The organism is Burkholderia sp. BCC0097 (assembly GCF_902832985.1).
Taxonomy (GTDB): Bacteria; Pseudomonadota; Gammaproteobacteria; order Burkholderiales; family Burkholderiaceae; genus Burkholderia; species Burkholderia orbicola.
On the sequence record NZ_CADFDM010000003.1, the window covers coordinates 173,310 to 194,195 of the forward strand.

A 20,886-nucleotide genomic window follows, 5' to 3' on the forward strand; every position below is an offset into this window, starting at 1 on the left:
CGGGAATGCCGTCTGGCCGCTGAGATCGAGTCTATTGCGCCGATCTCATATGACGACTGATGTTAAAGCAATACCAGCGGACCCGCGAGCGCGCGAGCCCCGTGACGCAACGGTCAGCCCGCCTCGGCCTCGGCTGCCTCGTGCGCGCGGCGCAGGCGCTCGCGGCTGTTGGTGAGGTGCGTGCGCATCGCGGCGCGCGCCGCTTCCGGGTCGTGGCGCGCGATCGCCTCGTAGATGTCCTCGTGCTCGTGGTTCAGCCGGCCGACGTAACGCTCGAGGTCGTCGCCGGCAAAGCGCGCTGAATTCACCCGCGTACGCGGAATGATCGACGTGCCGAGCTGCGTCATGATGTCGACGAAATAGCGGTTGCCGGTGGATTGCGCGATCTGCAGGTGGAACTGGAAGTCGAGCTGCGCGGTGTCGCGGCCGCCGCCCGCGCCCGTCGCGATCGCGTCGAGCGCACGCCGCAGCGCGGCGAGGTCGGCATCGTTCGCGCGCTGCGCGGCCAGGCTGGCGCACTCGCTTTCGAGGCTGATGCGCAGCTCCAGCACCGCGAGCACGTCGCGCAGCGTCGTGATCGTCGCGGGATCGATGCCGAGCGTCTGACGGCGCGACGGCTCCAGCACGAAGCTGCCGATGCCGTGGCGCGTCTCGACGAGGCCGCTCGCCTGCATCCGCGAGATCGCCTCGCGCACGACCGTGCGGCTCACGCCCTGCGCCGCCATGACTTCGGTTTCGGTCGGCAGCTTGTCGCCGGGACGCAGCGTGCCGTTTTCGATCTGCGCGGTCAGCGCGTCGACGACATCTTGTGCGAGGCTGCGTGCGCGACGGCGCGGCGCTGCGGGAAGCGTAGGCACGGACATGTGGCCGGTTCCTTTTTGAATGATCGTAATGTGAGCCGAGGGTTTACGCGGGGTTTGAGCGAAAGCCGATGATTCATTATACTGCGTCACAAGTCATCCGACGACTGATGATCGGCGCACGGATCTCCTGTCGACTCAGGTCGGCTGTTCAGCACCGCCCGGTCCCGTGCGTGACGATCGACCCGCGTTCGCGTTCTGCGCTCCGCCGGCCCGGTTGTCGCTTCCACCCCATTCGGGTTGCGTCGACATGCGGGGCTTGCGCGCCGCGCACGTCGGTTGTCGAATGATCGCACCTCCCGCCGCGCGCGGCAAAGCTTTTGCCGCACGGCATCGCCCACTCTTTCGCCATCGCCGCCCATGAACGCCGTCACTGCCTCGCCCTCCCACGACACGCCGCGCATCGTCGACCTGCAAGCGATTCCGGTCGCCGGCCACGACAGCATGCTGCTCAACCTGAGCGGCGCGCACGGCCCGTTCTTCACCCGCAACCTCGTGATCCTGAAGGACAGCGCGGGCCGCACGGGCGTCGGGGAAGTACCGGGCGGCGAAAGCATCCGCCGCACGCTCGACGACGCGCGCGCGCTCGTCGTCGGCCAGCCGGTCGGCAACTACCATGCGGTGCTCAACGACGTGCGGCGCACCTTCGCCGACCGCGACGCGAGCGGCCGCGGGCTGCAGACCTTCGACCTGCGCACGACGATCCACGCGGTCACCGCGCTCGAAGCCGCGCTGCTCGACCTGCTCGGCCAGCATCTCGGCGTGCCGGTCGCCGCGCTGCTCGGCGAAGGCCAGCAGCGCGAACGGGTCGAGATGCTCGGCTACCTGTTCTACATTGGCGACCGCACGAAGACCGCGCTCCCCTATCGCGACGGCCGCGGCGCGACCGACGACTGGACGCGCGTACGCGACGAAGCCGCGCTGACGCCCGAAGCCGTCGTGCGGCTCGCCGAAGCCGCGCATGCGCGCTACGGCTTCAACGACTTCAAGCTGAAGGGCGGCGTATTCGACGGGGCTAGCGAGATCGAAGCCGTGACGGCGCTCGCCGAGCGCTTCCCCGACGCGCGCGTGACGCTCGATCCGAACGGCGCCTGGTCGCTCGACGAAGCCGTGCGACTGTGCCGCGATCAGCATCACGTGCTCGCGTATGCGGAAGATCCGTGCGGGGCGGAGAACGGTTACTCGGGCCGCGAGGTGATGGCCGAATTCCGCCGCGCGACGGGGCTGCCGACGGCGACCAACATGATCGCGACCGACTGGCGGCAGATGGGCCATGCGGTGCAGTTGCACGCCGTGGACATCCCGCTCGCCGATCCGCACTTCTGGACCATGCAGGGGTCGGTGCGGGTCGCGCAGATGTGTCGCGACTGGGGCCTCACGTGGGGTTCGCATTCGAACAACCACTTCGACGTGTCGCTCGCGATGTTCACGCACGTCGCGGCCGCGGCGCCGGGCCAGGTCACCGCGATCGATACGCACTGGATCTGGCAGGACGGCGAACGGCTGACGCGGGAGCCGCTGAAGATCGAGAACGGCTTGGTGGAAGTGCCGAAGCGGCCGGGGCTCGGCATCGACATCGACATGGATGCGGTCGCGCTCGCGCACGAGCTGTACAAGCAGCACGGCCTCGGCGCCCGCGACGACGCGGCGGCGATGCAGTACCTGATCCCGGGCTGGACGTTCAACAACAAGCGCCCGTGCCTCGTGCGCTGAGCGTGGGAGGGACCGGGCGGCAAGGTCGCCCGGTCATGCGCGGCTGGGCGCCCCTGACCGGATGTGCCTAACAGGGCGTCCCTGACCGGGCGTCCCTATCCCCCGCGCCATCCCCAACGCGGCGGACAGTCAGACGATCTGCTTGAGCGCCGCGTCGAGCGCGAGCACCGCGACGCGGTCGCCTTCGGTCGCGAGCGGCGCGCGCATCACGATCTGCCGGTTGTGGCCGACCGCCGCCGGCGAATCCCACAGCAGCTCCACCTTCGGTCGATTGAACAGGCTGCCGCGGCGCGGCGGCACGACCGCCGGCTGCGCGTCCTGCTCGCCCGCGGCGGGCGCGGCGGGTGCGACCCGGCCGGGCCAGCGCACCGACAGTTCGCGCGCATCGTACTGGCCGACCTTGCGGCTCTCCATCCAGACGATCGCGGTGCGCGTCAGCACGTCGAGCGAAATCGCATACCGGCCGACCGCGAAGCGGCGCGCGGCCACGTTGGTCCGCCACAGCGGCCGCGGCCGGCAGATCCATACGATCGCCGCATAGAGCGCCGGCGCGGCGACGAGCCAGCCGTTGGTCGCCGTCACCGCGTGCAGCGCGCGGCGCCAGCCGGCCGCCCACGTGAACGCGCCGATCGACCACACGGCGAACAGGAAGCCGATCAGCGCGAACGCGCGCAGCGCCTGGCGCAGCCACTGCGGCAGCGGATGGAACGGCCGCTCGGCCCGAGCGGCGGCGCCCGGCAGGGCCAGCAGCAGGAAGATCAGGATCAGGTAGATGAATGCCCACGGCGACGACACCATCGCCGACAGCGACGAGCGATAGCCCATCTGGGACATCGAGAACAGCCAGCGCGCGAGCAGCACGAGACCGATCGCGCGCAACGCGAAGATCACACCGGCGCCGGGGGCCGGCGCTGCGCGCGTGGTTTTCGTTCTCGCCAAGACTGCTCTCCTCTGGATAGTCGTACCGGGCCGGATTTCACGGCACGGCGGCCATTATAGGGACATTACCGTCTGGACAGATGGCCGGATGGCGTGCCGGGCCGCTTCGAGGGCCGTTCGCGGCGCCGGGCGCGGCGAGAATACAACACATCCGCGCCGCAGATGTGACAACGCCCCGCCGGAAAATCCGGACGGGGCGTCGTGACGGCCGCGCGCCGCCATGCGGCGGCGGCCCGCGATCAGCTTGCGTTGACTTCGCGGAGCACCGTGCGGCGCTTCTGGCGCAGCAGTTCCTCGTAGCCCTTCACGTAGTTCTGCGCCATCACCTTCGACGAGAAACGGGCTTCGAACGCGGCGCGAACCTTCTCGCGCGGCAGCGTATCGAGGCGCTTGAGCGCGGCGACGGCCGACAGTTCGTCTTCGACGACGAAGCCCGACACGCCGTTGTCGATCACTTCCGGCACCGAGCCGCGCTTGAACGCGATCACCGGCGTGCCGCAGGCCATCGCCTCGATCATCACCAGGCCGAAGGGCTCCGGCCAGTCGATCGGGAACAGCAGCGCATGCGCGTTGCCGAGGAATTCGGTCTTCTCCGACTCGCTGATTTCGCCGATGTACTCGACGTGCGGCAGCGCGAACAGCGGCTTGATCTTCTCTTCGTAATACGCGCGGTCGGCCTTGTCGAGCTTCGCGGCGATCTTGATCGGCAGGCCGGCCTGCTCGGCGATGCGGATCGCCGTGTCGACGCGCTTCTCCGGCGAGATGCGGCCGAGGAACGCGAGGTAGCTCGGCTTCACGTTCGGGATCGGCGTCAGCAGGTTTTCCGGCAGGCCGTGGTAGACGGTCGACAGCCAGTTCGCCTGCGGCAGCGGGATGCGCTGGTTGTCGGAGATCGACACGACCGGCACGTCGCTGAACGCATTGAAGATCGGCTGCAGTTCCGGCAGGTCGAGACGGCCGTGCATCGTCGTCAGATGCGGGACCGGCTGGCGCGAGAACAGCGAGAACGGGTAATAGTCGATGTGGCAGTGCAGGACGTCGAACTCTTCCGCGCGGCGGCGCACCTGCTCGAGCAGCAGCATGTGCGGGGCCATCACGTCGCGGATCGTCGGGTCGAGGCGCAGCGCCTGCGGCCAGCACGCTTCGAGCTTCGCGGAGGTCTGCGAATCGCCGCTCGCGAAGAGCGTGACGTCATGCCCCATCTCGACGAGTGCTTCGGTGAGGTAGGACACCACTCGCTCGGTACCACCGTACAGTTTCGGGGGTACCGCTTCATGCAACGGAGCGATTTGGGCGATTCGCATGCGTAACTCCTAAAAAATCGGCAAAAAACCAGGTTTGGGTCGGCAACCTGCCGGCGGTCCGGGCTGGATGCAGGCCGTCCGAACATCGGACGAATCAGCCTGCCGGGAGCGTCGAACCCGCGCTGCTCAAGGAGCGTCGGCGACGCGACAGGCATAGAACGTTTGAAACGAAGACCCGTTGACAGGGGTTCGTAAAAAAACCTGGAATCGAACCCGGAGCCGATTATCTAGGGTTAATCCCGATACGGCGCGCGACATTTCAAACACTTTACTTTGTTACAAAGGCGCAACACTTTGCAACCCGCGGACTTGGGCGTCCGTTCTAGAGTGGAAGGCCGTTTTGGCGATCCTTGTTAACCCGCAGCTGCCGGCAGCGTGATTCCGGCACACGAGGCAGAACGGGGATGCCGGATTTTATCTCAAAATTGAACGCGAGCCCCCGGCCAAGGCAAGATTCGCGCAGCGCGACGCGCGGCCTTGTTTACAATGCCGGATTATTCAGTCCGAGCGAACGCCGGCCTGCGATCCAGCCGCCACGCTCAATCACCGAATCACCGCACGCATATTTTGGAATCTCTCACCCCTGCCCAGCGCAACGCCCACAACGCGAAGCTGTCGAGCTACGCGCACCGGCCGATCGCGTTCCTGTTCCGCTACATCCGCCTCCACCCGGTCGCGCACCTGGTCGTGCTTTGCAGCGTGCTGGCCGCCGTCGGCTGCGCGCTCGGGTCGCAATATGCGATCAAGCACCTGATCGACGTGCTGGCGACCGGGCGCCATCATCCCGGCCCGCTGTGGAGCGCGTTCGCGCTGCTCGTCGGCCTGATCGCGGCCGACAACCTGCTGTGGCGCGTCGGCGGCTGGGCCGCCGCGCACACGTTCGTCGCGGTCACCGGCGACCTGCGGCGCGACCTGTTCCAGTACCTGATCGGCCATTCGCCGACGTATTACTCGGAGAAACAGCCGGGCACGCTCGCCAGCCGCATCACGGCCACGTCGAACGCCGTCTACACGTCGGAGAACACAATGGCGTGGAACGTGCTGCCGCCGTGCATCGCGGTGATGGGCGCGATCCTGATGATCATCGTCGTCAATCCGTTGATGGCGGCCGGCCTGCTCGGCTGTTCGGCCGTGCTGTCCGTCATCCTGTTCAAGCTCGCCGGCCGCGGCTCGGCGCGCCACCACGCATTCGCGGCGAAGGCCGCGGCGGTCGACGGCGAGCTCGTCGACGTGATCGGCAACATGGGCCTCGTGCGCGCGTTCGGGATGACGCTGCGCGAACAGAGGCGCTTCAGCGCGACGGTGAAGGCCGAGATGGACGCGCGCCAGCAGAGCCTGTTCTATCTCGAGAAGCTGCGGCTGCTGCATGCGGTGATCACCGCGATGCTGTCCGCCGGCCTGCTCGGCTGGGCGCTGTGGCTGTGGGACCAGGGCCGCGCGACGTCGGGCGACATCGTACTCGTCAGCTCGCTCGGCTTCACGATCCTGCACGGCACGCGCGATCTCGCGGTCGCGCTCGTCGACGTCACGCAGCACGTCGCACGCCTGTCGGAAGCGGTGAAGACGCTGCTCGAACCGCACGGCATGCCGGACCGCTCGGACGCACAGCCGCTGGCGGCCACGGGCGGCCGCGTCGACTTCGAGCGCGTGACGTTCGCGTACCCGCACCGCCGCCCGATCCTCGACCACTTCGACCTGCATATCGAGCCGGGCCAGCGCGTCGGCCTGATCGGCAAGTCGGGCGCGGGCAAATCGACCGTGCTCGCGCTGCTGCAGCGCTTCTACGACACGCAGGACGGCGTCGTGAAGGTCGACGGCCAGGACGTGAAGGGCCTCACGCAGGACAGCCTGCGTCACGCGATCGCGCTGGTGCCGCAGGACATCTCGCTGCTGCACCGGACGATCTACGACAACATCGCGTACGGCCGCCCCGACGCGACCCGCGACGAAGTGCTCGCCGCCGCGCGCGACGCGCGCTGCGCGGAGTTCATCGAGGCGATGCCGGAAGGCTATGACACGATCGTCGGCGACCGCGGCGTCAAGCTGTCGGGCGGCCAGCGCCAGCGCATCGCGATCGCGCGCGCGATCCTGAAGGATGCGCCGATCCTGCTGCTCGACGAAGCGACGTCGGCGCTCGACAGCGCGTCCGAGGAAGCGATCCAGAGCGCGCTCGACCGCCTGATGGTCGGCCGCACGGTGATCGCGATCGCGCACCGCCTGTCGACGCTGCGCAACTTCGACCGCATCATCGTGATGAACAACGGCAAGGTGATCGACGACGGCCCGCCCGACGTGCTGCGCAACCGCCCCGGCCTGTACCGCGACCTGCTCGCGAAACAGCACGGCCGCCATCATGCGGCGCCCGACGGCAACACGCCGACCGGCGAACGCGTGGCCTGACGCACCGGCATCCGCCGACAAAAAAAGCCGCCGTGCTTGCGCACGGCGGCTTTTTCAATTGCAGCGGAAGCAATAAATCAGATCAGACCTGCTGCAGATCGCGCAGGAAATTGTCCCGCCACACCGACACGTTGTTCTCGCGAAGCTGCGCGATCATGTCCGCGTAACGCGCACGCCGCTCGGCGAGCGACATCGTCAGCGCCTGCGACAGCGCATCGGCCATCCCGTCGATATCGATCGGATTGACGATCAGCGCGCCCGTGAGCTCGCGCGCGGCGCCCGCGAAGCGCGACAGCACGAGCACGCCCGGATCGTCCGGATTCTGCGCGGACACGTACTCCTTCGCGACGAGGTTCATCCCGTCGCGCAGCGGCGTGACGAACCCCACGCGCGCGAGCCGGTACAGCGCGGCCAGCACCTGACGGTCGTACTGACGGTGAATGTAGAGGATCGGCGCCCAGTCGAGCTCCGCGTAGCGCCCGTTGATGCGCCCCGACTCCGCTTCGAGCTGCAGGCGGATGTCCTGGTACGCGCGGAGATCCGCGCGCGTCGACGGTGCGATCTGCAGGAACGACACGCGGTTGCGGATCGACGCCTGGTGCTCGAGCAGCTTCTCGAAGGCCCGGAAGCGCTCGACGAGCCCCTTCGAATAATCGAGCCGGTCGACGCTCATGATCAATTGCCGCCCGCGCAGCGACGTCGCGAGCGTGCGCACCGCCTTGCCGTGCTCGCCCGCCTGCGCGAGCGACGCGATCTCGTCCGGATACACGCCGATCGGATAGGCGGCCGCGCGCAACGTCTGGCCGAACGCCCGTACGCGCACCGTGTGCCCGTCGTGCTCGACCTCGCCGTCCGCCTCGAACTCGACGTAGTCGCAAAACGCGCGCAGGTCGGGCTCGGTCTGGAAGCCGAGCAGATCGAACGCGCACAGCGACTCGACGAGCTCGCGGTGCGGCGGCACGTTGACGAGCACCTGCGCGGCCGGAAACGGGATGTGCAGGAAGAAGCCGATGCGGTTCTTCACGCCGGCGTCGCGCAGCGCACGCGCGAACGGAATCAGGTGATAGTCGTGCACCCAGATCACGTCGTCGTCCTGCAGCAGCGGCACGAGCTGCTGCGCGAGCCAGACGTTGACGCGGCGGTAGCCGTCGAATTCGTGGCGATCGTACTGGATCAGGTCCGCGCGGTAATGGAACGCGGGCCACAGCGTCGCGTTCGAGAACCCGCGGTAATACTGATCGTAATCGCGGCGCGACAGCCCGACGGTCGCGAACGTCACCGGCCCGCGCTCCTCGATGCTGATCTGCGGCTGCGGCGCGCCGGACGCGACCACTTCGCCGCTCCAGCCGAACCACATGCCGCCGGTTTCCTTCAGCGCGTCGTAGACGCCGATCGCAAGGCCGCCCGCCGCCGGTTCGCCTTCCGAAATCGGCGCGACGCGGTTTGAAACGATGATGAGCCGGCTCATGCGTGCGGTTGCCCCGCGCCGAGCCAGCCCGCGATCTGCTCATGCAATGCGTCGACCGAATCGAGCCGCATGCGCGCGGACGTCTCGCCCGCGCCGACCTTGATCGACAGGCCGCCGCGCGCGTTGACCACCGCGAAGCCCTTCTCGTCGGTCAGGTCGTCGCCCGCGAACAGCGGCACGCGGCCCGCAAACGGCGGCTCGTCGAGGAATGCGGCGAGCGCGCGGCCCTTGTCGACGCCCTTCGGCTTGATCTCGAACACCATCTTTCCGGGTTGCAGCACGTACGCATCCGCATAGTCGGCGACGAGACGCTCGGCCGCTTCGCGCGCCACCGCCTCGCGCTCGGGCGCATTGCGAAAGTGCAGCGCGACGGCCGCGCCCTTGATTTCGAGCAGCATGCCCGGATGGCGGTCGACCACGCCAGCGAGCTCCCGCTCGATGCGCAGCAGGCGTTCGTCGTTGAAGCCGATGCGCTGCGTGTCGCCGTTCGCGTCGCGGCGCTCCGCGCCGTGCAGGCCGGCGATCGGCAGGCCGGGCATCTTGAGGAAGGTGTCGAGGTTGTCGATGCCGCGCCCGGACACGATCGCGACCGCGCCGTGCGAGCGGCGCGACAATTCGTCGAGCAGCGTCAGCAGCGACGGCGGAACGTGAATGCTGTCGGGAGTGGGCGCGAGCTCGACGAGCGTGCCGTCGAAGTCGAAGAAGAACGCGGTATCGGTCAGGGACAGGGAAGCCGGAACGGATTGCATCGATTCGATAGTCTGAGGGCGACCGGAAAAGGCAGGCCGCCGCTGCGCGAATGGAGTTGTGCGCATCTTACCGCGCCTGCGCCCCCAGATGGGCGAAACCACGGCGGCGCGGACATCGCATCGGCTCCCGCGTCAACTGCGACATATTGCCCCGCTCGCCCGCGCCGTATCGGTTTCGAAAGGACGCGGGCGCGCGAATTGCGCTACAGTCGCAACCGCCTGCCGCGCGGCGCATGGCATCGCGCCCCGGCTATCCATCCAGTCCGATCGAGCCCCAGGATGTCGTCTGCCCGCCCCGCGCCGCACCGGCGCCTCTCCCGCCTCATCCGCACGGCCGCGGCCCTCGCCGCCGCCGTGGCGCTCGCCGCGTGCACGCACGACGAGCCGCGCTGGAACCTGACCAACGTCACCGGCCACCTGCCCGACCTGTCGTTCAAGCTGACGGGCGGCGATGGCCATCCCGTCGACGCCGATGCGTTCCGCGGCCGCGTCGCGCTCGTCTACTTCGGCTACACGCACTGCCCCGACGTCTGCCCCGAAACGCTGGCGCGGCTGATGGAAGTGCTGGCGAAGCTCGGGCCGCGGGCGGACGACGTGCGCATCCTGTTCGTCTCGGTCGACCCCGCGCGCGATACGCCGCAGGCGATGCAATCCTATGTCGCCGCGTTCGACGCCGCGCATGCGCGCGGCCTGACCGGCACCGACGGCCAGATCGAATCGCTGGCCAAGCGCTATCGCGTCGCGTACCAGATGGAAAAACGCGATCCGTCCGGCGGCTACGAAGTGACGCACAGCTCGGCCGTCTACATCTTCGACGCGACCGGCCGCGCACGGCTGCTCGCGACCGATCGCGATTCGCCCGACGCCATCGCCGCCGATGTGCGCCGGATCATCGACACTGCCTCCACGACCTGAATTCCGCAATGAACAAGAAAACGACCCTCAAGACGCTCGCCCTCGTCGCCGCGCTGTGCGCCGGCGCCCACGCGTATGCCGCCGGCGCGATCAGCGCGCAGAACGCGTGGGTGCGCTGGCTGCCGAACAAGCTGCCCGCGGGCGGCTACGTGACGCTCGTGAACACCGGCGACAAGCCGATCGATCTCGTCGACGTCGACAGCCCCGACTACGGGATGGCCATGCTGCACCAGACGGTCTCGAACGGCTCGACGCAGAAGATGGAGATGGTCGACAAGCTGACGATCCCCGCGCGCGGCAAGGTCGACATCGCGCCGGGCGGCTATCACTTCATGCTCGAGGAGCCGAAGCACGCGATCAAGCCGGGCGACACCGTGCACCTGCGCCTGAAATTCTCCGACGGCGAGACGGTCGATGCGCCGTTCGCCGTGAAATCGCCGGCCCAGGCGAAGTGATGCGCACGCGATGAATCTCCTGTACTGGCTCGATCCGTGGGAGCCGTCGCCGACCGTGGTCGTCGCGGTGCTGACGGCCGCCGTGCTGTTCGCGCGTGGCGTGAAAAAGGCGAAGGTGTCGCCGCTGCGGCAGTTCTCGTTCTGGTTCGGGCTGACGGCGCTCTACATCGCGCTGCATACGCGGCTCGACTATTTCTTCGAGCATGAATTCTTCATGCACCGCGCGCAGCACCTCGTGCTGCATCACCTCGGGCCGTTCTTCATCGCCCTGTCCTATCCGGGCGCGGCGATCCGCGCGGGCATTCCGTTCCGCTGGCGGCAGCGCTTCGTGCGCCCCGCGCTCGCGTGGGCGCCGGTGCGCGCGACGCTCGACGTGGTGTTTCATCCGGTCGTGGCGGTCGTGCTGTTCGTCGGGCTGATCTATTTCTGGCTGCTGTCGCCGATCCACTTCGTCGCGATGCTCGACTGGCGTCTCTATCGCGTGATGAACTGGAGCATGGTGATCGACGGGCTGCTGTTCTGGTGGCTCGTCGTCGATCCGCGTCCCGCGCCGCCCGCGCGGCTGTCGCCGGGCCGCCGGATCCTGATCGTCGTCGCGGCGATCCCGCCGCAGATCGCGCTCGGCGCGCTGATCTTCTTCACGCCGCACGAGTTGTATCCGATCTACTCGATCTGCGGCCGCGCGTTCACGTGGCTGAGCCCGCTGCGCGATCAGCAGATCGGCGGCCTGCTGCTGTGGATTCCCGGCTCGATGATGAGCGTGATCGGCGCGCTGATCGCGCTGCGGCACTGGCTGCGGCTGTCCGCCCGCGGGCGCCTGATCGGCGAGCGGGTCGCGCGGCGCATGGACGAGCCGCCCGTCGCACGCGCCGCGCGCTGATTGCCGCGCGGCGCGGCGCGCATCACGCGCGCGCGCTGCTCATCCATACGTGCGGGATGCCATCCTCGTCGTGCACGTCCGAACTCGGCGTGAAGCCGAATGCCCCGTAGAAACGTTGCAAGTGAGCCTGCGCATGCAGGCTCACCGGCGTATCCGGCCATTGCGCGCGGATATGCTCGAGCGCGCGCGACAGCAGCCCGTTGCCGAGGCCCGCGCCGCGAAATGCGGCGGTCGTCAGCACGCGGCCGATGCGCACGTCGGTATGCTGCGCGTCGGGCAGCAGCACGCGCAGATAGCCGGCCAGGCGGCCGGCCGGATCGAAGGCCGCGAGGTGCCACGCGGCCTGGTCCGCATCGTCAATGTCGCGATACACGCAGTTCTGCTCGACGACGAATACGGCGCTGCGCGCTTCGAGGATCGAATAGATTTCGCGCGCCGTCAGCGCGTCGAAGGATTTCCAGCGCCAGTCGAGAAGATCGGCGGTGCTTGGGGATGCGGCGGGTGCGGAAGCGTTCATGTGCGGTCCTGATTCGGGCGCGCCGGCCGGCGCGCGGCAACCGTCGATTATGCCTCGAAGCGTCCGACCCGCGCGATCGCCCGCCACGCACGAAAAAAAGGCCCCGCATCGCGCGGGGCCTGCTCATCATGCCGTCATGCCGGCATCTGGCCGAAGCGGCCGCTGTTGAAGTCCTCGATCGCGGTACGGATCTCCGCTTGCGAGTTCATCACGAACGGACCGTAGCCGACCACCGGCTCGTCGATCGGCTCGCCGCTCAGGATCAGCAGCTTCGCGTCGCCGTTCGCTTCGATCTCGACGTCGCTGCCGTCGCGGCCGAGTTGCACGAACTGCGCTTCGCGCGCCACCGTCTCGCCGTTCACCAGCACGGTGCCGCTCAGCACGACCACCGCGAGCGTCCGCCCTTCGGCGACCGGGAACCGCGCATGGCCGCCCGCCGCGAGCCGCACGTCCCACACGTCGATCGGCGTGTGCGTGCGGGCCGGGCCGCGCCGTCCGTCGAGTTCACCGGCGATGATCCGCGCGCGCCCCGCGCCGTCCGGCAGCTCGACCACCGGGATATCGGCGTTCAGCAGCGTCTGGTAGCCGGGCGCGCCCATCTTGTCCGCGGCGGGCAGGTTCACCCACAGCTGCACCATCTCGAGCGGGCCGCCCCGCTTCGTGAACGCTTCCGAGTGGAATTCCTCGTGAAGGATCCCGCTCGCGGCCGTCATCCACTGCACGTCGCCCGGGCCGATGGTGCCGCCCGCGCCAGTCGAGTCGCGGTGCGCGACTTCGCCGTCATAGACGATCGTCACCGTTTCGAACCCGCGGTGCGGATGCTGGCCGACCCCGCGGGGCGCGGTCGCCGATTCGAACGTCGCGGGGCCGGCGTAATCGAGCAGCAGGAACGGGCTCAGGTGCGTGCCATGAGACTGGTAGCTGAACATCGAACGCACCGGAAAACCGTCACCGACCCAATGGCCGCGCGGCGCACTGTACACACCCTGGATCTTCTTCATTGCCCTTCTCCATATTGCGGCGAAACCCGTGTTTCGCATCCATGAATGACAATATAGAGATGGAACGATCGATCCGGTAGACTGCCGAAATCGCACTCAGCGTTCCATTTCATGAACGATAAAGCGCGGGATCTGAACGATCTCTACTATTTCGTGCAGGTCGTCGAACACGGCGGCTTCGCGCCGGCCGGGCGCGCGCTGGACATGCCGAAATCGAAGCTGAGCCGCCGCATCGCGCTGCTCGAGGCGCGGCTCGGGATGCGGCTGATCCAGCGTTCGACGCGCCGCTTCACGGTCACCGACGTCGGCCAGACCTATTACGCGCATTGCCGCGCGATGCTCGTCGAGGCCGATGCCGCCGACGAGGCGATCGCGCTGCTGCACGAGGAGCCGCGCGGCATCGTGCGCGTCAGTTGCCCGATCGTGCTGCTCGATTCGCTGGTCGGCGCGATGATCGCCGCATTCATGGCCGCGTGCCCGCGCGTCGAGATTCACCTGGAAGCGACCAATCGGCGCGTCGACGTGGTGGGCGAAGGGATCGACGTCGCGATCCGCGTGCGCCCGCCGCCGCTCGAGGACAGCGATCTCGCGCTGCGTGTGCTCGCCGAACGCGGCCAGTGCCTCGTCGCAAGCCCCGCGCTGCTGCGCGAGCAAGGTGTACCGGCCGTTCCCGCGGACCTGACGCGCCTGCCGAGCCTCGATCACGGCGTGCCGCAATCCACGCACGTATGGCGGCTGCGCGGGCCCGACGGCGCGCATGCGGAAATCCATCACCAGCCGCGCTACGTGACGGGGGGCATGCTCGCGTTGCGCGCGGCGGCCGTCGCCGGTGTCGGCATCGTGCAGTTGCCGACGATGATGGTGCGCGACGAGGTTTCGCGCGGCGAACTGGTCACGGTGCTGCCCGACTGGGCGCCGCGCCGCGAAATCGTGCACGCGGTGTTCGCGTCGCGCCGCGGGCTGTTGCCGGCGGTGCGGGCGCTACTCGACTTTCTGGCCGAGCGGTTCGCCGAACTCGAACCCGACTGAGCGAGCCGCATCACACACGACCACGCGCTGCAGACCACGCACGGGTGCCGTAGACTGCGGTACGCGCAGTGCGCCTTCAGTGCGCCTTTTTGACAACCCCTATCGCTTTCCCGCCATGTTCACGCTGTCCAACGACCCCACCGCCTCCAAGGCCGATCAATACGCGACGCTCGTCGAGCAGGCACGCGCGCTCGTCGAATCCGAACGCGACCTGACCGCGAACGCGGCGAATTTCTCCGCGCTCGTCTATCACTCGCTCGATCGCCTGAACTGGGCCGGCTTCTACTTCTTCGACGGCACCGAGCTCGTGGTCGGGCCGTTCCAGGGCAAGCCCGCATGCGTGCGGATCGCGCTCGGCAAGGGCGTGTGCGGCACGGCCGCGCAGACCCGCGAGACGCAGGTCGTGCGCGACGTGCACGACTTTCCCGGCCATATCGCGTGCGATGCGGCGTCGGAATCGGAAATCGTCGTGCCGCTGGTGGCCGGCGACGGTACGCTGATCGGCGTGTGGGACGTCGACAGCCCGGTCGCCGCGCGCTTCGACGACGAAGATCGCGCAGGGATGGAGGCGCTGTGCCGCGTGTTCGTCGAACACGCGTGGCAGAAGGCGCGCGGTTAAGCGTCGCGGCGTCGCGGCGCTGGCCGCCGCGAACGACACGGGCCCCGCGAAGGGGCCCGTTTCATTGCAACACCGCGCCGCCGCATGCGGCGCACGGCCGGCGTCAGGCCGCGTGCGAGCCCGACAGCGCCGCGAACGCCTGCGGCTTCGCGTCCTCGGTCAGCACCTCGAAGCCGGTTTCCGTCACCACGACCATGTGTTCCCATTGCGCGGACAGCGAATGGTCCGCCGTGACGACCGTCCAGCCGTCGGCCAGCACGCGCGTGTCGCGCTTGCCCGCGTTCAACATCGGCTCGATCGTGAAGATCATCCCCGGCCGCAGCGGCAGGCCGGTGCCCGGACGACCGTAATGCAGCACCTGCGGCTCGTCGTGATAGACGTCGCCGATGCCGTGCCCGCAATACTCGCGCACCACGCTGAACCCTTCGCGATGGGCGACCTGCTGGATCGCATAGCCGACGTCGCCGAGCGTCGCGCCGGGGCGCACCGCGCGGATGCCTGCGTGCATCGCCTCGTAGGTCGCCGCGACGAGCCGCCGCGCGAGTTCGGTCGGTTCGCCGACGAAATACATGCGGCTCGTATCGCCGAACCAGCCGTCCTTGATCACCGCGATGTCGAGGTTCACGATGTCGCCGTCGCGCATCGGCCGCGACGTCGGAATGCCGTGACAGACCACGTGATTGACCGACGTACACAGCGTCTTCGGATAGCCGTGGTAGCCGATGTTCGCGGGGATCGCGCCCAACTCGTCGACGATGTATTCGCGGCAACGCGCGTCCAGCTCGTCGGTGGTGACGCCCGGCTTGACGTGCTCGGTGATCATCGTCAGCACCTGCGACGCGAGCTTCGCGGCTTCGCGCGACTTGGCGATTTCCGCGGCACCACGGATCGGGATTTCGCGTTTCGCCATCACGCCACCTGCTCGATGCTATGCGCGGCCGTCTCGGCCGGCCCCACGTCGCCGCCCCGCGCCTCGGCGTCGATCAACATCTTGCAGATGTCGCCGTAGGACAGCGCCGGGTTGAGCTCCGCCAGCATCCCGACGCGCAGCCAGTGCTCGGCCTGCGCGTTGATCGAACGGCTCAGCGCTGTGCTCGTCGAGCGCAGCCGTTCATGCATGTGCTCGGAAATCTTGATGATGCCCATATATCCCCAATTAAACGAAACGTAGCTGTTTCGTATATTACGCTGCACACGACGACCGGGCAAGCCGTTCGCGTCCCGCCGAATCGCCACGGGAAATGTCGTTGACACCGAATTCCAGTTTACTGGAAAATCAATCCATCATGAAAGAATCCTCGATCACCGTGGCCGACGACACCGGCATCAACGAGCGCATTGCCCGGCGCGTGCGTGACCTGCGCACCGTTCGAGGCTACACGCTCGACGCGCTGGCCGCGCGTTCTGGCGTCAGCCGTTCGATGATCTCGCTCATCGAACGCGCATCGGCCAGTCCGACGGCCGTCGTGCTCGACAAGCTCGCGGCGGGGCTAGGCGTATCGCTGGCCGCGCTGTTCGGCGGCGACCGGGACGACGCGCCCGCGCAGCCGCTCGCACGGCGCGCGCAGCAGGCCGAATGGCGCGATCCGGCATCCGGCTATGTGCGGCGCAACCTGTCGCCAGCGGGCTGGCCATCGCCGATCCAGCTCGTCGAGGTCGACTTCCCGCCCGGCGCGCGCGTCGCGTACGACAGCGGCGGGCGCGAAAGCGCACCGCACCAGCAGGTGTGGATCATCAGCGGCCGCGTGGACGTTACGTTGGGCGATACGCTTCATGAACTTCACGAAGGAGACTGCCTGGCCATGCGACTCGACCAGCCGCTGATCTTCAGCAATCCGTCGTCGCATGCCGCGCGCTATGTCGTCGCGATCTGCGATGTATCCGCCGCCGGCGTGCGCAGCGCGTGATGCGCGCGCCGCATGCGCACCGGTTTAGACCCAACAGGAAGGAACCCGCATGAACTCCCCCGCCCCCACCCAGCGCGACGACGTGCACCTGATCGACTGCAGCGAGGCCGAACACGCGGCGGCCATCCTCGCGATCCTGAACGATGCGATCGTGAACTCGACCGCGCTGTACGACTATCGGCCGCGTCCACCGGAGGCGATGGTCACGTGGTTCGCGACGAAGCGCGCGGGCGGCTTTCCGGTCATCGGTGCCGTCGACGCAGCGGGCACGCTGCTCGGCTTCGCGAGTTGGGGCACGTTCCGCGCGTTCCCGGCGTTCAAGTACACGGTCGAGCACAGCGTCTACGTGCGCCACGACCAGCGCGGTCGCGGGCTCGGCGAACTGCTGCTGCGCGAAGTGGTGCGGCGTGCGCGCGAAGCGCAGGTGCACGTGCTGGTCGGCTGCATCGACGCGACCAACGCCGGCAGCATTGCACTGCATACGAAACTCGGGTTCGTGCATTCGGGCACAGTTGCCGAGGCGGGGTTCAAGTTCGGTCGATGGCTCGATGCGGCGTTCTATCAGCTGAAGCTCGAGACGCCGGCGCAGCCGGTGGATGGGTGATCTCGCGTGGTGGCCGTCGGACGCACCATGTCCGACGGTCGCAAAGCGATGCAGAAAAAGAAAAGCCCCGCCGAAGCGGGGCTTTTTCTGGAGGCGCGAGCCGGAGTCGAACCGGCCTAAACGGCTTTGCAGGCCGCTGCATAACCGCTTTGCTATCGCGCCAAAAGCGGACTGTCCGGATGCCGTGAGGCAAGCGACAGATTTTTATTCGAGGACCTTAAGTCCATCAAATAAAAAGGGAAGCGTGGCTTCCCCATTACTTGGAGCGGGAGACGAGTCTCGAACTCGCGACCTCAACCTTGGCAAGGTTGCGCTCTACCAACTGAGCTACTCCCGCATTGTCCTGCATCTGCAGCGCTTTGCCGTACCACACGCTGCCAGAAAAATCTGGAGCGGGAGACGAGTCTCGAACTCGCGACCTCAACCTTGGCAAGGTTGCGCTCTACCAACTGAGCTACTCCCGCATGTGTCCTGCATCTGCAGCGCTTTGCCGTACCACGCGCTGCCAGAAAAAACTGGAGCGGGAGACGAGTCTCGAACTCGCGACCTCAACCTTGGCAAGGTTGCGCTCTACCAACTGAGCTACTCCCGCGTATTGCTACGCTACTGCTTCCCCGTCACACACTTACTTCGTCGTGCAGCGGAGAAGCGAGATTATGTCGAAGGCACATTCGTGTGTCAAGGGCTTTTCCAGCCCTTTTTACAAAAACCACCGCCGCTCAGGCAACGCGGGTCACGCACCGCCGCGCTCGCGAATCTGCGGCCAGGCGAGCTTCATGTAGTACAGCATCGACCAGATCGTCAGCACCGCGGCCAGATACATCAGCCACTCGCCCCACACGCGCGTATCGATCGTCACGATGCCGAGCGGCAGCGGCCCGTAGAACAGCAGCATCGGAATCGCGACCATCTGGCACGCGGTCTTGAACTTGCCGAGCTGGTTCACCGCGACGCTCTTCGACGCGCCGATCTGCGCCATCCATTCGCGCAGCGCCGAAATCGCGATCTCGCGACCGACGATCACCAGCGCGATCGCCGCGTCGACCCGCGAAATCTGCACGAGGATCAGCAGCGCGGCCGTCACCATCAGCTTGTCCGCCACCGGGTCGAGAAAGGCACCGAACGACGACGTCTGGTTCCACTTGCGCGCGAGGAAGCCGTCGAACCAGTCGGTCAGCGCGGCGAGGATGAAGATCGCCGCCGCCGCGAGATTGCGGTGCGCACCGCCCATCACCGTGTCCGGCAGATAGAACACGCCGACGACGAGCGGAATCAGCACGATCCGTACCCACGTCAGGAAAATCGGGAAATTGAACGGCATGGCATGCGGGACAGTAAAGGATTCGCAATTGTGCCGTGTCGACCGGCCTGCCACAAGAACGCTGGCAACGCAGCCGGCCCCACGGCCGCGTCAGTGAAGCTGCTTGTAGATCTGCTCGGCGAGCGCGTGCGAAATGCCCTCGACGCTCGCCAGTTCCTCGACACTCGCGGCCACCACGCCGCGCAACCCGCCGAAGCGCGCGAGCAGCCGCTGCCGGCGCTTCGCGCCGACGCCTTCGAGCTCCTCGAGCCGCGACGTCTGGCGAGCCTTCGCCCGCTTCGCCCGCATGCCGGTGATCGCGAAGCGGTGCGCCTCGTCGCGAATCTGCGCGACGAGCATCAGCGCGGCGCTCTCCTTGCCGAGTTCGAGCGGCGCGCGGCCGTCCGCGAACACCAGCGTCTCGAGGCCGACCTTGCGCCCCTCGCCTTTCGCGACGCCGACCAGCATCGACGTGTCGAGGCCGAGCTCGGTGAACACCTGCCGCGCGATCTCGACCTGACCCTTGCCGCCGTCGATCAGCACGATGTTCGGCAGCAGGCTCGACGCCTCGGCCTGGCGGGTCGACTCGCCGTCGATGCCGGCCGCTTCGTCGACGGCCGCCGCCTGCGCGGCCTGCTCGACCATCTTCTCGTAGCGGCGCGTGAGCACCTGCCGCATTGCCGCGTAATCGTCGCCCGGCGTGATGCCCGTGATGTTGTAGCGGCGGTATTCGCTCGACTGCATCTTGTGATGGTGATAAACGACACACGACGCCTGCGTCGCCTCGCCCATCGTATGGCTGATGTCGAAGCACTCGATCCGCAGCGTCGCGAGATCGTCGCTGTCGTAGCTGAGCGTGTCCGCCAACGCGCGCGTGCGCGCCTGCTGCGAACCCTGCTCGGACAGCAGCCGCGCGAGCGCGAGCCGTGCGTTCTGCTCGGCCATCGACAGCCACGCGCGCCGCTGTCCCTGCGGCTGCCGCACCAGCGACACCTTGTGGCCGGCCTGCTCGGACAGCAGCTCCAGCAGGTCGCGGCTCGCGGGCGCATGGCTGACGACGAGCACCGGCGGCACGCGGTTGCCGAGATAGTGCTGCGCGATGAATGCGTCGAGCACCTCGGCCTCGACCGACGCGGCCGCCGCCGCGCCGCGCGCGCTGCCCGCCTCTTCCGCAGGCTGATCGGGCACCGTGTCGACCGGCGCGTCGGCCACCGCATCGACCGCCTCCGCCGGCTCGACCTCTTCACCGAGACCGCCTTCGGCGAGCGTCAGCGCACTTTCGACGTGCGTCGGGAAATACGCCTTGTCGCCGAGGTGCCGGCCGCCGCGCACCATCGCGAGGTTCACGCACACGCGTCCGCCCTGCGCGACGACGGCCAGGATGTCGACGTCGCTGTCGCTGCCGACCTCGATCGCCTGCTGGTGCAGCACCGTCGCAAGCGAGCTCATCTGGTTGCGCACGGCCGCCGCCTGCTCGAATTTCAGCTCGGCCGCGAACGCGTGCATCTTCTGCTCGAGTTCCTTCATCACTTCGGACTGCCGGCCGAGCAGGAAGCGCGCGGCGTTCGACACGTCGACCGCGTAATCCTCGTCGGAGATCGCGCCCACGCACGGCGCCGTGCAACGCCCGATCTGATGCAGCAGGCACGGCCGCGTGCGGTTGTTGAAGACCGAATCCTCGCAGGTGCGCAACTGGAACACGCGCTGCAGGATCTGGATGCTCTCGCGCACGGCCCACGCGCTCGGGAACGGCCCGAAGTACTGGTTCTGCTTGTCGACCGAGCCGCGGTAGTAGGCCATCCGCGGAAAGCGGTGCGCGGTGAGCTTCAGGTACGGGTACGACTTGTCGTCGCGAAACAGGATGTTGTAACGCGGCGCGAGCGCCTTGATCAGGTTGTTCTCGAGCAGCAGCGCTTCGGCTTCCGAGCGCGTGACGGTCGTTTCGATGCGCGCGATGCGCGTGACCATCATCGCGATGCGCGGCGACAGTTGCGTCTTCGTGAAATAACTCGACACGCGTTTTTTCAGGTCGCGCGCCTTGCCGACGTAGAGGACGGCGCCCGCCGTGTCGTAATAGCGATAGACGCCCGGCATGTGCGGCAACTGCGCAAGGATCTTCTTCGGTTCGAACGGAGTAGCGGAGGCTTCTGGGGATGTCATGCGTGATCCGGGCGCCTTGTAACGCGGAACGGGTCTATTAGAATCGCCAGTTTAGAGCATTCACCC

At 67.6% G+C, this 20,886-nt stretch carries 20 protein-coding genes and 4 tRNA genes; 9 read left to right on the forward strand and 15 right to left on the reverse strand.

Going from position 1 to position 20,886, the window contains the following annotated elements:
• Positions 1-113: 113 nt before the first annotated feature.
• Positions 114-863: a FadR/GntR family transcriptional regulator gene (locus HWX07_RS10340; protein ID WP_011544971.1), complete on the reverse strand. Its 750-nt coding sequence runs from the start codon at positions 861-863 to the stop codon at positions 114-116.
• A gap of 357 nt (positions 864-1,220) precedes the next feature.
• Here HWX07_RS10340 and gudD point away from each other — a divergent pair, with 357 nt between their 5' ends.
• Positions 1,221-2,573, forward strand: coding sequence for a glucarate dehydratase (gudD, locus tag HWX07_RS10345; RefSeq protein WP_175876257.1), 1,353 nt, complete (start codon positions 1,221-1,223; stop codon positions 2,571-2,573).
• A 129-nt stretch (positions 2,574-2,702) separates the two neighbouring features.
• On the opposite strand, the gene HWX07_RS10350 is transcribed toward gudD, so the two are convergent.
• Complete coding sequence (locus HWX07_RS10350) at positions 2,703-3,512, reverse strand: hypothetical protein (protein ID WP_175876258.1); 810 nt, start codon at positions 3,510-3,512, stop codon at positions 2,703-2,705.
• A 239-nt stretch (positions 3,513-3,751) separates the two neighbouring features.
• Positions 3,752-4,816, reverse strand: coding sequence for a glycosyltransferase family 4 protein (locus tag HWX07_RS10355; protein WP_006476459.1), 1,065 nt, complete (start codon positions 4,814-4,816; stop codon positions 3,752-3,754).
• A 567-nt stretch (positions 4,817-5,383) separates the two neighbouring features.
• Between HWX07_RS10355 and HWX07_RS10360 the strand changes: the two genes are divergently transcribed.
• Positions 5,384-7,216 carry an ABC transporter ATP-binding protein gene (locus tag HWX07_RS10360; protein WP_175876259.1) on the forward strand — a complete coding sequence of 611 codons (1,833 nt, stop codon included), beginning with the start codon at positions 5,384-5,386 and terminating at the stop codon, positions 7,214-7,216.
• A gap of 82 nt (positions 7,217-7,298) precedes the next feature.
• On the opposite strand, the gene otsA is transcribed toward HWX07_RS10360, so the two are convergent.
• Positions 7,299-8,684, reverse strand: coding sequence for an alpha,alpha-trehalose-phosphate synthase (UDP-forming) (otsA, locus tag HWX07_RS10365; protein ID WP_175876260.1), 1,386 nt, complete (start codon positions 8,682-8,684; stop codon positions 7,299-7,301).
• On the reverse strand, positions 8,681-9,433 hold the full coding sequence (gene otsB / locus HWX07_RS10370; RefSeq protein WP_175876261.1) for a trehalose-phosphatase: 753 nt from the start codon (positions 9,431-9,433) through the stop codon (positions 8,681-8,683). The genes otsA and otsB overlap by 4 nt, the downstream gene beginning before the upstream one ends.
• 279 nt (positions 9,434-9,712) lie before the next feature.
• Between otsB and HWX07_RS10375 the strand changes: the two genes are divergently transcribed.
• From HWX07_RS10375 to HWX07_RS10385, 3 genes are read left to right on the forward strand one after another with little or no spacing between them, the layout of a single operon-like run.
• The gene (locus tag HWX07_RS10375; protein ID WP_175876262.1) at positions 9,713-10,348 is read left to right on the forward strand and encodes an SCO family protein; all 636 of its coding nucleotides are present in this window, start codon (positions 9,713-9,715) and stop codon (positions 10,346-10,348) included.
• A gap of 8 nt (positions 10,349-10,356) precedes the next feature.
• Positions 10,357-10,803, forward strand: coding sequence for a copper chaperone PCu(A)C (locus tag HWX07_RS10380; protein ID WP_175876263.1), 447 nt, complete (start codon positions 10,357-10,359; stop codon positions 10,801-10,803).
• A 10-nt stretch (positions 10,804-10,813) separates the two neighbouring features.
• Positions 10,814-11,683, forward strand: coding sequence for a cytochrome c oxidase assembly protein (locus HWX07_RS10385; RefSeq protein ID WP_175876264.1), 870 nt, complete (start codon positions 10,814-10,816; stop codon positions 11,681-11,683).
• Between the two features lie 22 nt (positions 11,684-11,705).
• On the opposite strand, the gene HWX07_RS10390 is transcribed toward HWX07_RS10385, so the two are convergent.
• Positions 11,706-12,200, reverse strand: a complete 495-nt coding sequence (locus tag HWX07_RS10390) for a GNAT family N-acetyltransferase (protein WP_175876265.1) — start codon at positions 12,198-12,200, stop codon at positions 11,706-11,708.
• 134 nt (positions 12,201-12,334) lie between these two features.
• Positions 12,335-13,201, reverse strand: a complete 867-nt coding sequence (locus HWX07_RS10395; protein ID WP_175876266.1) for a pirin family protein — start codon at positions 13,199-13,201, stop codon at positions 12,335-12,337.
• A gap of 111 nt (positions 13,202-13,312) precedes the next feature.
• Between HWX07_RS10395 and HWX07_RS10400 the strand changes: the two genes are divergently transcribed.
• Both HWX07_RS10400 and HWX07_RS10405 read left to right on the forward strand, forming a co-directional pair.
• Entirely contained in the window at positions 13,313-14,230 is a 918-nt protein-coding gene (locus tag HWX07_RS10400; protein ID WP_175876267.1) for a LysR family transcriptional regulator, read from the forward strand.
• Positions 14,231-14,345: 115 nt separating this feature from the next.
• Positions 14,346-14,849, forward strand: coding sequence for a GAF domain-containing protein (locus HWX07_RS10405; protein WP_175876268.1), 504 nt, complete (start codon positions 14,346-14,348; stop codon positions 14,847-14,849).
• Positions 14,850-14,952: 103 nt separating this feature from the next.
• On the opposite strand, the gene map is transcribed toward HWX07_RS10405, so the two are convergent.
• A complete protein-coding gene (gene map / locus HWX07_RS10410) occupies positions 14,953-15,759 on the reverse strand; it encodes a type I methionyl aminopeptidase (protein WP_175876269.1) in 807 nt (268 codons plus the stop codon).
• The gene (locus tag HWX07_RS10415) at positions 15,759-15,995 is read right to left on the reverse strand and encodes a ParD-like family protein (RefSeq protein ID WP_053525569.1); all 237 of its coding nucleotides are present in this window, start codon (positions 15,993-15,995) and stop codon (positions 15,759-15,761) included. The genes map and HWX07_RS10415 overlap by 1 nt, the downstream gene beginning before the upstream one ends.
• A 140-nt stretch (positions 15,996-16,135) precedes the next feature.
• Between HWX07_RS10415 and HWX07_RS10420 the strand changes: the two genes are divergently transcribed.
• On the forward strand, positions 16,136-16,756 hold the full coding sequence (locus HWX07_RS10420; RefSeq protein WP_175876270.1) for a helix-turn-helix domain-containing protein: 621 nt from the start codon (positions 16,136-16,138) through the stop codon (positions 16,754-16,756).
• Positions 16,757-16,805: 49 nt separating this feature from the next.
• The gene (locus tag HWX07_RS10425; protein WP_175876271.1) at positions 16,806-17,360 is read left to right on the forward strand and encodes a GNAT family N-acetyltransferase; all 555 of its coding nucleotides are present in this window, start codon (positions 16,806-16,808) and stop codon (positions 17,358-17,360) included.
• Positions 17,361-17,448: 88 nt separating this feature from the next.
• Here HWX07_RS10425 and HWX07_RS10430 read toward each other — a convergent pair.
• The 6 genes from HWX07_RS10430 to uvrC all read right to left on the reverse strand — a co-directional run bounded on the left by HWX07_RS10430 (position 17,449) and on the right by uvrC (position 20,820).
• Positions 17,449-17,522 (reverse strand) — tRNA-Cys (locus HWX07_RS10430).
• A gap of 99 nt (positions 17,523-17,621) precedes the next feature.
• Positions 17,622-17,697 (reverse strand) — tRNA-Gly (locus tag HWX07_RS10435).
• Between the two features lie 51 nt (positions 17,698-17,748).
• Positions 17,749-17,824 (reverse strand) — tRNA-Gly (locus tag HWX07_RS10440).
• A 52-nt stretch (positions 17,825-17,876) separates the two neighbouring features.
• Positions 17,877-17,952 (reverse strand) — tRNA-Gly (locus tag HWX07_RS10445).
• Between the two features lie 141 nt (positions 17,953-18,093).
• On the reverse strand, positions 18,094-18,681 hold the full coding sequence (gene pgsA, locus HWX07_RS10450; protein ID WP_006482193.1) for a CDP-diacylglycerol--glycerol-3-phosphate 3-phosphatidyltransferase: 588 nt from the start codon (positions 18,679-18,681) through the stop codon (positions 18,094-18,096).
• Positions 18,682-18,771: 90 nt separating this feature from the next.
• Positions 18,772-20,820 (reverse strand): excinuclease ABC subunit UvrC, encoded by a 2,049-nt coding sequence (uvrC, locus tag HWX07_RS10455; RefSeq protein ID WP_175876272.1) that lies wholly within the window; start codon positions 20,818-20,820, stop codon positions 18,772-18,774.
• Positions 20,821-20,886 lie beyond the last annotated feature (66 nt).

Bases quoted from the DNA above. Each gene is read 5' to 3' on its own strand.
- HWX07_RS10415 (WP_053525569.1), bottom strand. From the start codon at position 15,995: ATGGGCATCATCAAGATTTCCGAGCACATGCATGAACGGCTGCGCTCG.
- HWX07_RS10420 (WP_175876270.1), top strand. From the start codon at position 16,136: ATGAAAGAATCCTCGATCACCGTGGCCGACGACACCGGCATCAACGAG.
- pgsA (WP_006482193.1), bottom strand. From the start codon at position 18,681: ATGCCGTTCAATTTCCCGATTTTCCTGACGTGGGTACGGATCGTGCTG.
- HWX07_RS10375 (WP_175876262.1), top strand. From the start codon at position 9,713: ATGTCGTCTGCCCGCCCCGCGCCGCACCGGCGCCTCTCCCGCCTCATC.
- map (WP_175876269.1), bottom strand. From the start codon at position 15,759: ATGGCGAAACGCGAAATCCCGATCCGTGGTGCCGCGGAAATCGCCAAG.
- HWX07_RS10395 (WP_175876266.1), bottom strand. From the start codon at position 13,201: ATGAAGAAGATCCAGGGTGTGTACAGTGCGCCGCGCGGCCATTGGGTC.
- HWX07_RS10380 (WP_175876263.1), top strand. From the start codon at position 10,357: ATGAACAAGAAAACGACCCTCAAGACGCTCGCCCTCGTCGCCGCGCTG.
- HWX07_RS10385 (WP_175876264.1), top strand. From the start codon at position 10,814: ATGAATCTCCTGTACTGGCTCGATCCGTGGGAGCCGTCGCCGACCGTG.
- HWX07_RS10400 (WP_175876267.1), top strand. From the start codon at position 13,313: ATGAACGATAAAGCGCGGGATCTGAACGATCTCTACTATTTCGTGCAG.
- uvrC (WP_175876272.1), bottom strand. From the start codon at position 20,820: ATGACATCCCCAGAAGCCTCCGCTACTCCGTTCGAACCGAAGAAGATC.
- HWX07_RS10405 (WP_175876268.1), top strand. From the start codon at position 14,346: ATGTTCACGCTGTCCAACGACCCCACCGCCTCCAAGGCCGATCAATAC.
- HWX07_RS10425 (WP_175876271.1), top strand. From the start codon at position 16,806: ATGAACTCCCCCGCCCCCACCCAGCGCGACGACGTGCACCTGATCGAC.
- otsA (WP_175876260.1), bottom strand. From the start codon at position 8,684: ATGAGCCGGCTCATCATCGTTTCAAACCGCGTCGCGCCGATTTCGGAA.
- HWX07_RS10355 (WP_006476459.1), bottom strand. From the start codon at position 4,816: ATGCGAATCGCCCAAATCGCTCCGTTGCATGAAGCGGTACCCCCGAAA.
- otsB (WP_175876261.1), bottom strand. From the start codon at position 9,433: ATGCAATCCGTTCCGGCTTCCCTGTCCCTGACCGATACCGCGTTCTTC.
- HWX07_RS10340 (WP_011544971.1), bottom strand. From the start codon at position 863: ATGTCCGTGCCTACGCTTCCCGCAGCGCCGCGCCGTCGCGCACGCAGC.
- gudD (WP_175876257.1), top strand. From the start codon at position 1,221: ATGAACGCCGTCACTGCCTCGCCCTCCCACGACACGCCGCGCATCGTC.
- HWX07_RS10390 (WP_175876265.1), bottom strand. From the start codon at position 12,200: ATGAACGCTTCCGCACCCGCCGCATCCCCAAGCACCGCCGATCTTCTC.